Source organism: Pseudomonas sp. SZ57, assembly GCF_009495975.1.
Lineage (GTDB): Bacteria > Pseudomonadota > Gammaproteobacteria > Pseudomonadales > Pseudomonadaceae > Aquipseudomonas > Aquipseudomonas syringae.
Genome location: NZ_WIBD01000034.1, coordinates 31,687 through 40,338 on the forward strand (window position 1 = coordinate 31,687; position 8,652 = coordinate 40,338).

General features: G+C 59.4%; 8 protein-coding genes. 5 read left to right on the plus strand and 3 right to left on the minus strand.

Translation table 11 applies throughout. The features are described 5' to 3' along the window. Positions 1–247: 247 nt before the first annotated feature. Entirely contained in the window at positions 248–2,722 is a 2,475-nt protein-coding gene (locus GE543_RS25065; RefSeq protein WP_153222607.1) for a penicillin acylase family protein, read from the minus strand. A 245-nt stretch (positions 2,723–2,967) separates the two neighbouring features. Further along, entirely contained in the window at positions 2,968–3,168 is a 201-nt protein-coding gene (locus tag GE543_RS25070) for an SEC-C metal-binding domain-containing protein (RefSeq protein WP_003402305.1), read from the minus strand. A 158-nt stretch (positions 3,169–3,326) separates the two neighbouring features. Here GE543_RS25070 and GE543_RS25075 point away from each other — a divergent pair, with 158 nt between their 5' ends. The 3 genes from GE543_RS25075 (at position 3,327) to GE543_RS25085 (ending at position 4,880) form a co-directional block, all read left to right on the plus strand. Next, positions 3,327–3,983 carry a LexA family transcriptional regulator gene (locus GE543_RS25075; protein WP_003412879.1) on the plus strand — a complete coding sequence of 219 codons (657 nt, stop codon included), beginning with the start codon at positions 3,327–3,329 and terminating at the stop codon, positions 3,981–3,983. Positions 3,984–4,111: 128 nt separating this feature from the next. After that, the gene (locus GE543_RS25080) at positions 4,112–4,360 is read left to right on the plus strand and encodes a DUF1654 domain-containing protein (RefSeq protein ID WP_032699389.1); all 249 of its coding nucleotides are present in this window, start codon (positions 4,112–4,114) and stop codon (positions 4,358–4,360) included. A gap of 190 nt (positions 4,361–4,550) precedes the next feature. After that, positions 4,551–4,880, plus strand: coding sequence for a hypothetical protein (locus GE543_RS25085; RefSeq protein ID WP_003314406.1), 330 nt, complete (start codon positions 4,551–4,553; stop codon positions 4,878–4,880). Between the two features lie 9 nt (positions 4,881–4,889). Here the strand turns inward: GE543_RS25085 and GE543_RS25090 are convergent, their stop codons facing one another. Then, complete coding sequence (locus GE543_RS25090) at positions 4,890–5,381, minus strand: LEA type 2 family protein (protein WP_003412876.1); 492 nt, start codon at positions 5,379–5,381, stop codon at positions 4,890–4,892. Between the two features lie 117 nt (positions 5,382–5,498). Here GE543_RS25090 and GE543_RS25095 point away from each other — a divergent pair, with 117 nt between their 5' ends. Then, a complete protein-coding gene (locus GE543_RS25095) occupies positions 5,499–6,050 on the plus strand; it encodes a hypothetical protein (protein WP_153222608.1) in 552 nt (183 codons plus the stop codon). A gap of 111 nt (positions 6,051–6,161) precedes the next feature. Continuing rightward, positions 6,162–8,597: a TonB-dependent receptor gene (locus GE543_RS25100; protein ID WP_153222609.1), complete on the plus strand. Its 2,436-nt coding sequence runs from the start codon at positions 6,162–6,164 to the stop codon at positions 8,595–8,597. Positions 8,598–8,652: the final 55 nt, after the last annotated feature.

The following is an 8,652-nucleotide window of genomic DNA, read 5'->3' on the forward strand; positions in this document are numbered from 1 at the left end:
CCGGATCAGCGCCAGGACTCAGCCGTCACTGACGTCGCACTCTGCGTCGTCAGTGCCATCGCGACAGAAAAGCGCTTTTATGCACGATGGTGTTTCTTCCGGACATTGATGACTCAAGCCGAGCCTGAATGTCACTGAATCGCAGAACTGTGTGACGCGGAGCGTCACGAAAGGCATTACCACGCTGGAGCGTGGGAACGATAGGTGTCCTGGAGAACATCCTCGTGCCCATGCTCCCTTTCGGTGCTTACTTGCCCGGTGTCAGCGTCAGGCGCTGTTTGCCGTAGCCCTTTTCGTAGTTCTGTTGTTGCACCGGAATCGACTGGTATTGGCCTTTCTGCCACGGCTCGATGCTGTTGGCGTAATACGGGCTGGCCGGGTTGCCGGATTGGCCGGTGCTGATCAGGCCGGTCATCGGCTCGACCAGGCTGAAGTCGACAATCATGCGCAGACCAGGGGCCATGCGGGCGTCGAAGCCCTTGCCCCACTCGAAGCCGGACGCGTTCAGCGTCGTGTGATCACCACCCGCTGGTGTGGCGCTACGGTTGAACTCGCCACCACCCAACTGCTTGGCCAGCGGGCTGGTCGAGACCCAGTTGTCACGGTGCAGTTTGCCCCATTGCCAGGCCTTGTGATCGCTGCCCAACAGGCTGTCGCCGCTGGTGATGGCGGCCGCCAGACTGCGCGCGAGGATGGCCGGTTTGTCTTCCTTCTGCGGGGTTTTGACGTCATCCCAATACGGACTGTCATCGCGCCCCAGCAGGTGGTCGGCCTGCGGCGAGTAGGATGAGCTGGCGTTGGCCACCAGTGCCTGCCAGGCAGGGCTGGTTTCCGGACCCAATTCATCAAGGAAAATCTGCTTGGCGCTTTCCTGCAGAAACAGCTCGTACAGCGCCGCATCGGCCGAGGTAGCACTGAGCTTGCCATCGAACGCCATCAGGCGCGTGAACGCTTCGCGGGCCTTGTTGCGATCCGCTTCGGGCAGGGCATCGATGGCCTGCTCGAGCGGCTTGCTCATGCCGGGCGCCTGGAACATGGTCTTGAGCTTGGCGGCGAACGTGGTGGTCTGGTCGTATTGCATGGCGATGGTGCTGCGCAGGTCCTGCTTGCCACCGTTGGCCAGCTCGGCAATCCGCTCGGCGCGCTCCGGGTATCCCCACGAGTTGGAGAGCTGCATGCCGTAGCCTTTCGGGATCGTGCGCTGGTTGGCCGCTGCAAGCCAGCCTTGGCGCGGGTCCTGATCATAAGGGTGGAGCATCGAGTCGGCGAAACCGTCCCAGTCGTACTTGCCCTCCCAACCCGGCGAAGGCAGCAGACCCTGGCCTTCACGCCGGTTCGGGAAGCGGCCGGTGACCTGCCAGCCAATATTCGAGGCGTCGGCAAAGATCATGTTCAGGGTGATCGCCCGAATCTCGCGGCTGGTATCGAAGGCTTTCTCGACGTTGGGCGCACGGGACAGATCGAAGAATGCATCCAGGCTCTTGTCGTCCTTGAAGTTCGGGACTTGCAGCGCCAGGCTCAAACCGTTGCCGGGCGGGGTTGCAGAAGCATTGAGCAGCGCGCCGTGGCGGGTTTCATACACGGTTTCACGCAGCGGGCTGCCACCCTTGACCAGAAAGGTTTCCTGATGCGCCGCCGCTGGCAGCCATTTGCCGTCAGCCATATAGGAGACGCGGTTGCCTTCGCGCTTGATCTTCTCCAGAAACAGGTCCTGGTTGTCGCCCTTGACGTTGCTCATGCTCCACGCCAGCTTGCCGTTGAAACCGCTGAGCACCAGCGGCATACCGGCGATGGTGACACCGGACACCTGGTATTTCGGTGCGCGGATCTGCACAAAGCTCCAGGCAGAATTGAGCCCGGCAGGCAGCTGCATGTCACTGGCCAGCAGACTCTTGCCGTTTCGGCTGCGTTGTGGCGCGATGGCCCAGTTGCTGGAGGCCGCAACGCCGAGCATGTTCAGGTCCGAGAGCTGCAGGGCGATCCTGTTCAGATCGCTCAGGCCGGTGACCTGATTGTTCAGGTTCAGGCCCTTGAGCTTGTCGGCTTCGGCAAATGGCAGCTCTTCGTCAGGGTAGGTCGGCAGTAGCCAGGCGAGCTTGTCCGCGCTGACTTTCTGCGCCAGAACCAGCGCCGACAGCTCTTCCTGCAGGTTGACCGACAGGCTGAAGTTGAGCAGGCTGAAGATCAGCGCCGAGTCTTCCGGCTTCCAGTATTCCGGCTTGTAACCCGAACTGGCGATATCGGCAGGCAGCTTGTCGCGATAACGGAACAGGTAGGCGTTCACGCCGCGCGCATAGACATCGAAGAAGCGTTTCAAGCGTGGCGACGCGGCGTTGTACAGGTCGCTGGCGTTCTGCTTGAGGTTCACCGAGCGCATCAGGCGGTCGACGTCCAGCGCATCCGCGCCGGCCATTTCCGACAAACGGCCCTGCGCCAGCAGGCGCATGCCGAGCATCTGACTGATTCGATCACCGGCATGAACGTAGCCCAGCGTGAACAGCGCATCGTGGTAGCTGCTGCTTTCTATCAGCGGCATGCCCATCGTGTTGCGGCGCACCGAAACATTTTGCGCCAGCCCTTTGAGCGGGAACGTCCCGGAAACAGGCAGCACGGTCTCGGGATCGCCGCTGCCCAACTGGCAGCCGGCAAGGCTCAGGAAGCTCGCCGCAGCGGCGGCAGCGCCGAATCGGGGTAGAAAATGACGAAGGGCTGGCGAGGCCATGGGCAAGCTCCTGGAGGGGTAACGTACAAAAGTCGCTACGTTAGAGAGCAGGCAAGCCGCACGCAAGCGGCACGGACTAGTTTATTTCAGGATTTTGCAGAGGCTGGCCAGACGCCTTTAGTTCGCAACGCTCTGCGCTACATTGCAGCCAGTGGCTACATGCCTTAGGTCACTGATTGAAGGCATGCAGCACACTCAAATGAAAACGGCCTGCAATGCAGGCCGTCGTCAGAATGCTACGCGCCTTACGCGCCGTGGCATTTCTTGAATTTCTTGTCGCTGCCGCACGGGCAGGGATCGTTACGACCGACATCCTTAAGGGTATTACGCACCGGCTCCTGGTGGGCATGACCGCAGTTCGGACCGTGTACATGGCCGTGCTGGTGGTCGTGGTGATCGTGGTCATGGTTGCAATCGGGCCCATGCACATGGTCTTGCTGGTTCATCGGTTTTACTCCGCAATTAAATCTGGCGCGCATTATCCCGCAAATCATGGCCAAGCAGTATCGGCATATTGCGATTCGCACAGCGCCATTTTTTAAGTATGCTTAGTCTCAGTTGAGCATTTTTCAGTATTCTTTATTACCATGTGCGGAGCCGATTCATGACCCGACAGGAACGTATCGCCAGGGCAATCGCCGCCAGCGGCCTGAAGAAAGGTGAGATTGCCGCCCAGTGCGGTGTGGCCAACTCTGCCGTTACCCAATGGATCAGCGGGGAAAGCAAAAGTCTGCGGCCGGAAAATCTTTACGCACTGGCCCGGGCCACAGGCTTTCGTGCCGAATGGCTGGCGATTGGTGAGGGGCCGGAAAAGGCGCCTGCCTTCGACGCCAACGTTGCGCTGATCGATCAGCCGAAAATGTCCTTCCGCTATCCGGTGATCAGCTGGGTGTCGGCAGGCTCCTGGGAAGAGGCGGTTCAGCCTTATCCCGACGGCTTTTCCGATCGCTATGAAATCTCCGACTACGACTCCAAGGGGCCGGCGTTCTGGCTGGAGGTTAAGGGCGATTCGATGACCGCGCCCACCGGCGTCAGCGTGCCGGAAGGAATGATGATTCTGGTGGATACGGAGGCCGATGTGCAGCCCGGCAAGCTGGTGATCGCCAAGCTGCCCGCCAGCAACGAGGCGACGTTCAAGAAGCTGGTCGAGGACGGTGGCACACGCTACCTGAAGCCTCTGAACCCGGCGTACAAAATGATCGAATGCGGTGCCGACTGTCGCATTATCGGCGTAGCGGTGAGGATGACTGGCAAGCTGTAAGCCTCGCGTGACAAGGCTTGCAGGCTTTTTCGCCAAAGATGCTCGGCAGGAAACGTCCTACGAAATGCTTGCGAGGTTCATACAGCTGGAATACTGTATTTATATACAGTTATGCCTCGGAGGCTATCATGGCTGGCAATGATACTGGATCGACAGGCAGGTCTTCCTACGAACAGATCGGCAAGCGCATTCAACGGCTGGTCTCCGCGCCGAATGTTCAAAAGACCCAGTGGGTCATCGTCGCCCGTCGTGATGATGAGCCCGTGGACCGCTGGAACGTGGTGCTGCAGGAAATCGAAGAGACCGAAGGCATCGAGATTGACCGTCAGCCAGACGGTTCGGTAAGGATTGGCTGGCAACGCTACATCGATAACTGACCTTAAGCCTCTGATGCTCGCCCGATAGCGCGGCGGGTTGCTGGCATACGTTTGCTTGTGGTTTTAAGCATGCTTAATTTTTCCGGTTTTCTAACGGTGCCGGCGCCGCAGCAGTCCGCGGCACGCCCCCCAGTGTCTGAATTTTTCTGTGTTCGTGAACGGCTGTATTTCTTGAACGGAGTCAGAACCGATGGATATCTTGAATGGTTTGGCAGACCGAGGCGAATGGCTGGTAGCCGGTCTGGTGGGTGCGATCATTTCTGGCTGGTGGCATAAGGCAGGTCTGCTCGACTGGCGTGCCTGGCTGGTTTTTCTGGTGACCGGCGTGGCCTGTGCAGTGTTCCTCACCGGCATCGCCAGTGATTACCTTGGCGTCGCAGATCCGCGCAACACCACAGGCGTGGGGTTTTTGCTGGGATCGTTCGGTGGTGCGCTGATCAGTGCCGTCAACCGGGCATTGTGGGCCGCGGACATCTGGAAGTTTCTTCTGGAGCTGATCAAGGGCAAGCTGGGCGGATAGGCTGAATGATTACCGGCGCTGGATCAGGTCTTCCGGCAGCACATCGCCTGATGTGCCGATGCGCACGTTGTGCCTGAACACGATGCCGGTCTTGAGCTTGCCGTCCAGCTGATAATGAACCAGCTCATCAGGCTTTTTCAGCAGTTGAGCGATGTACCGCGCATAGCGCCAGAGGTTGGTGCGAATCGGCACCACGAAGGTTTTGCGGCTATTACCGTCGACGACAAACCAGTCACTGAACGTGTCATCGACAAGGACCATGTCATTGAGGGTGATCTTGTACTTCAGGCCACGTACCAGCAAGCTGTCTTCGTTGGGGTTATCGACTTCGAAGTACAGCTTGAAATCCTGCTGTGTCAGCCTCGCCTTGACCACCTGGACCTTCAGCAAATGCACTTCCGGTTCCTGAGCGCGGTCAAAACTCAGGAGCGAGCATCCGCTGAGCCCGAACAGGATCAACGCAAGGCTTATGATTCTTGTAATGTGCGCCTGAAAAAACATGGATGTGCTCCCTTTGACGCCTGAGTCTACCAACTCGACGTTCAACGGCAACGCGCTTATTGCGCTGTCTGACGCTTCGCCATACTTTTACTGACGTGCATATCGGTGTCTTCTTCCATGAATCTCTACGAAATTGTCTTCAGCGCCGAACTGGTCGCCGGAGCACAACCCGAGAAGGTAAGGGCTAACCTTGGCAAGCTGTTCAATGCAGATGCCGAACGTCTGGACCTCCTGTTCTCGGGACGCCGGCTGGTTCTGAAAAACAATCTCGACGCCGCAACGGCAGAGAAATATCGCGCCACCCTTGAGCGTGCGGGTGCTCTGGTGCGTGTGCTGGAAATGAATACGCCATTGCCCATGGAAGAGGTCGAACTGGCGCCGCCGCCCGACGCACCGAACTGGTTGCGCAAGACCCCGGTCAGTCCGGGGCGTTTGCAGATCAAACCGCGCGACGCCTACATGGCGGCTTTTGTGGACGTCGATGCGCCGGATTACTCGGTCGCAGAAGCGGGCGTCGAATTGCTGCCTGGCAAGCCCCAGCCGGTTGCGCCGCTGCTGGATCTCTCGCGTTTGAGCCTGGCCCCGGTGGGCAGCGACATGGGACAGGTCGAAAAATCCGAGTCGCAGGAGGCGCCCGATACGTCGCACCTGAAGATCATCCCGGAGTGATGCTACGAGTCTGCTGAATCCTGAAACGGAATTATTTTCAATCAGCCCTGTTACTTTCGAGTGTTCGTCCGGCTAACAGGCATTGAGAAGTATTCCATCAGGAGTTGCCCGATGTCCCGTTCGTTAGACACCCTTCTGCGTCCCAGTCTGCTGGCCGTGGCGATCGCCCTGTGCACGCCTCTGACCAGCCCGCTGTCGATGGCGGCGCAGCAGGCCAGCGTGGTTGCCTATGATCTGCCCGCAGGCCCGATGGCGAGCACGCTGAATCGGATCTCCAGCCAGGGTGGTCTGGCACTGAGTCTTGACCCGGCGCTGGTTGCCGGCAAAACCAGCTCGGCGGTGAAAGGCAATTTCGACGCGGCGACGGCATTGCGCGAGGCCCTGCGTGGCAGCGGCCTGCAACTGGTTCAGAGCAGCGCCGGGACCTACACGCTGATGGTCATGGAACAGAACGCCTTGAACCTGTCGGACGTGAACATCAACGCCAACAGCACGCCCCTTGAAGGTTCGGAAGCAGCGGGTTATCGCAGCGAGAACGTCAGCAGCGTCGGCGCGCTGGGTGGCATGCGGCTGCAGGACACGCCTTATTCCATCAGTGTCACGCCCCAGGCATTGCTGAAAAACATCCAGGCGACCTCGCTGGACGATGTCATCAAGCACAACCCGTTCACCCAGATGTACTCGCCGACCAGCGCCGGTTATGCCAGTGCCGTCAACATCCGTGGTTTCAGCAGCGCGGGCAGCCTGAACATCGCCAATGATGGCCTGCGTTTCACCAACGGTGCCGACGGCAGCAACTACATGGAGGAGATGGAACAGCTGGAAGTCATCACCGGTCTGACCGGCTTCCTGTACGGCCCCGCTTCGCCGGGCGGGCTGGTCAACTACGTGCTCAAGCGCCCGACCTATCAACGCTACAACAGCGTCACCCTGGGCAATGCCGGGGGGGAGAATTACTATCTGCATGGAGACTTCGGCGGGCCGATCGACAGCGAGGGCAAGTTCGCCTATCGCCTCAATGTGCTGACCCAGGATGGTGAAACGGCCGTCGATCTGAACAAGCGCCGTCGCGAGATGATTTCTCTGGCGCTGGACTGGAACGTGTCCGACGACCTGCTGGTGCAGTTCGACGCTTCGCACAAGAAGACCGAAATTCGCGGCCTGACCAGTTACTGGTATTTCGGTGACCAGTCCCTGCGCCCCAGCGCGGCATCGCTGGACAACGACAAGCTCTACAGCCAGAAGTGGTCGTTTTCCGACTACGAGTCCGACAAGGCCGGCGTGCGCGCCAAATGGCGTTTGAACGACACCTTCACCTTGCGTGCGGCCTTCGCGGCCCAGCAGTACACCTCGGAGAACACCTACACCGGGCCAACGGTCTACAGCGCGGGCCTTTACTCGCAGCCGCTGTATGCCTTCGCCCCGATTGAAACCGAAGAAAAGACCGGCTCGCTGTTTCTCGATGCGGCGTTCGATACCGGCTTCATCGGTCACAAGGTCACCGTGGGCTATCAGGGCAATACCTCGCGCCAGAAGCAGTACGAGGATCACATTCCCTACACGCCCGATCAGCCAGGCCCGCAATACACCTCGCCGGTGGGCACGATACCGCTGGACCAGACGCCTCAGGTCGGCAAGCCTGCGTACTCCATCGGGCATGGCGACCAGCGCCTGGCCAACAGCTCGGAAAGCAATAACATCCTGATCGGTGACGTCATTACTTTCAATGAGCAGTGGTCGGCGATCCTGGGTGTGACCAACACCCAGATCAAAACCTACGCCAACGAGTTCGTCTACGCCAAGGCGTTCGGTTCCGCCGAAACCGAGACCACTTACAACGAGAGCAAGACCTCGCCGAACATCTCGCTGGTCTACAAACCGCTGCCGTGGCTGACCACCTACGCGACGTATATAGAAGGCCTGCAATCGGGCGGCGTCGCGCCTAGCGGAACCGCCAACGCCGGTCAGGCGTTTGCGCCGGAAATCAGTGAGCAATACGAAATCGGTGCCAAGGCGACGCTGGGCGAAACCCTGCTGACCCTGGCGCTGTTCAACATCGAGAAGCCCAACGGTTACACCACTGCCTCGAACATCTACGTCGTGGACGGACGTCAGGAGAACAACGGCCTGGAATTCAGCGTCACCGGCAAGGTCATCCCGGAACTGACCGTGGTTGGCGGCTTTACCTTGCTCGACCCGAAAATCAAGAAAACCGGTGTCGCGGCGGATGAAGGCAACGTACCCACCAACGTTGCCAAGCAACTGGCCAAGGTCTATGCCGAATACGACATCAACCCGGTACCAGGCCTGGCCATGACCGGCGGGGCGTTCTACACCGGCAAACAATACACCGACCAAAGCAACGAAAACGACCTGCCGTCCTTCACCACCTTCGACGCCGGAGCCCGCTACCGCCTGCGCCTTGCAGAAAACGACCTGACCCTGCGCGTCAACGTCAGCAACCTGACCAACAAGGAATACTGGCTCAACAGCAGCTACCTGGGCGACCCACGCACCGTCGCGTTCTCGGCGCAATTGGAGTTTTAAGGCGAGCCCAATCCACCTGATAACGCAGACCCCTGGATGACGCAGAGCGTCACGA

What these genes read in the sequence shown, in the direction of transcription:
- GE543_RS25090 (WP_003412876.1), bottom strand. Translation starts at nt 5,381, where the DNA reads ATGTTTTTTCAGGCGCACATTACAAGAATCATAAGCCTTGCGTTGATC.
- GE543_RS25085 (WP_003314406.1), top strand. Translation starts at nt 4,551, where the DNA reads ATGGATATCTTGAATGGTTTGGCAGACCGAGGCGAATGGCTGGTAGCC.
- GE543_RS25065 (WP_153222607.1), bottom strand. Translation starts at nt 2,722, where the DNA reads ATGGCCTCGCCAGCCCTTCGTCATTTTCTACCCCGATTCGGCGCTGCC.
- GE543_RS25070 (WP_003402305.1), bottom strand. Translation starts at nt 3,168, where the DNA reads ATGAACCAGCAAGACCATGTGCATGGGCCCGATTGCAACCATGACCAC.
- GE543_RS25075 (WP_003412879.1), top strand. Translation starts at nt 3,327, where the DNA reads ATGACCCGACAGGAACGTATCGCCAGGGCAATCGCCGCCAGCGGCCTG.
- GE543_RS25095 (WP_153222608.1), top strand. Translation starts at nt 5,499, where the DNA reads ATGAATCTCTACGAAATTGTCTTCAGCGCCGAACTGGTCGCCGGAGCA.
- GE543_RS25100 (WP_153222609.1), top strand. Translation starts at nt 6,162, where the DNA reads ATGTCCCGTTCGTTAGACACCCTTCTGCGTCCCAGTCTGCTGGCCGTG.
- GE543_RS25080 (WP_032699389.1), top strand. Translation starts at nt 4,112, where the DNA reads ATGGCTGGCAATGATACTGGATCGACAGGCAGGTCTTCCTACGAACAG.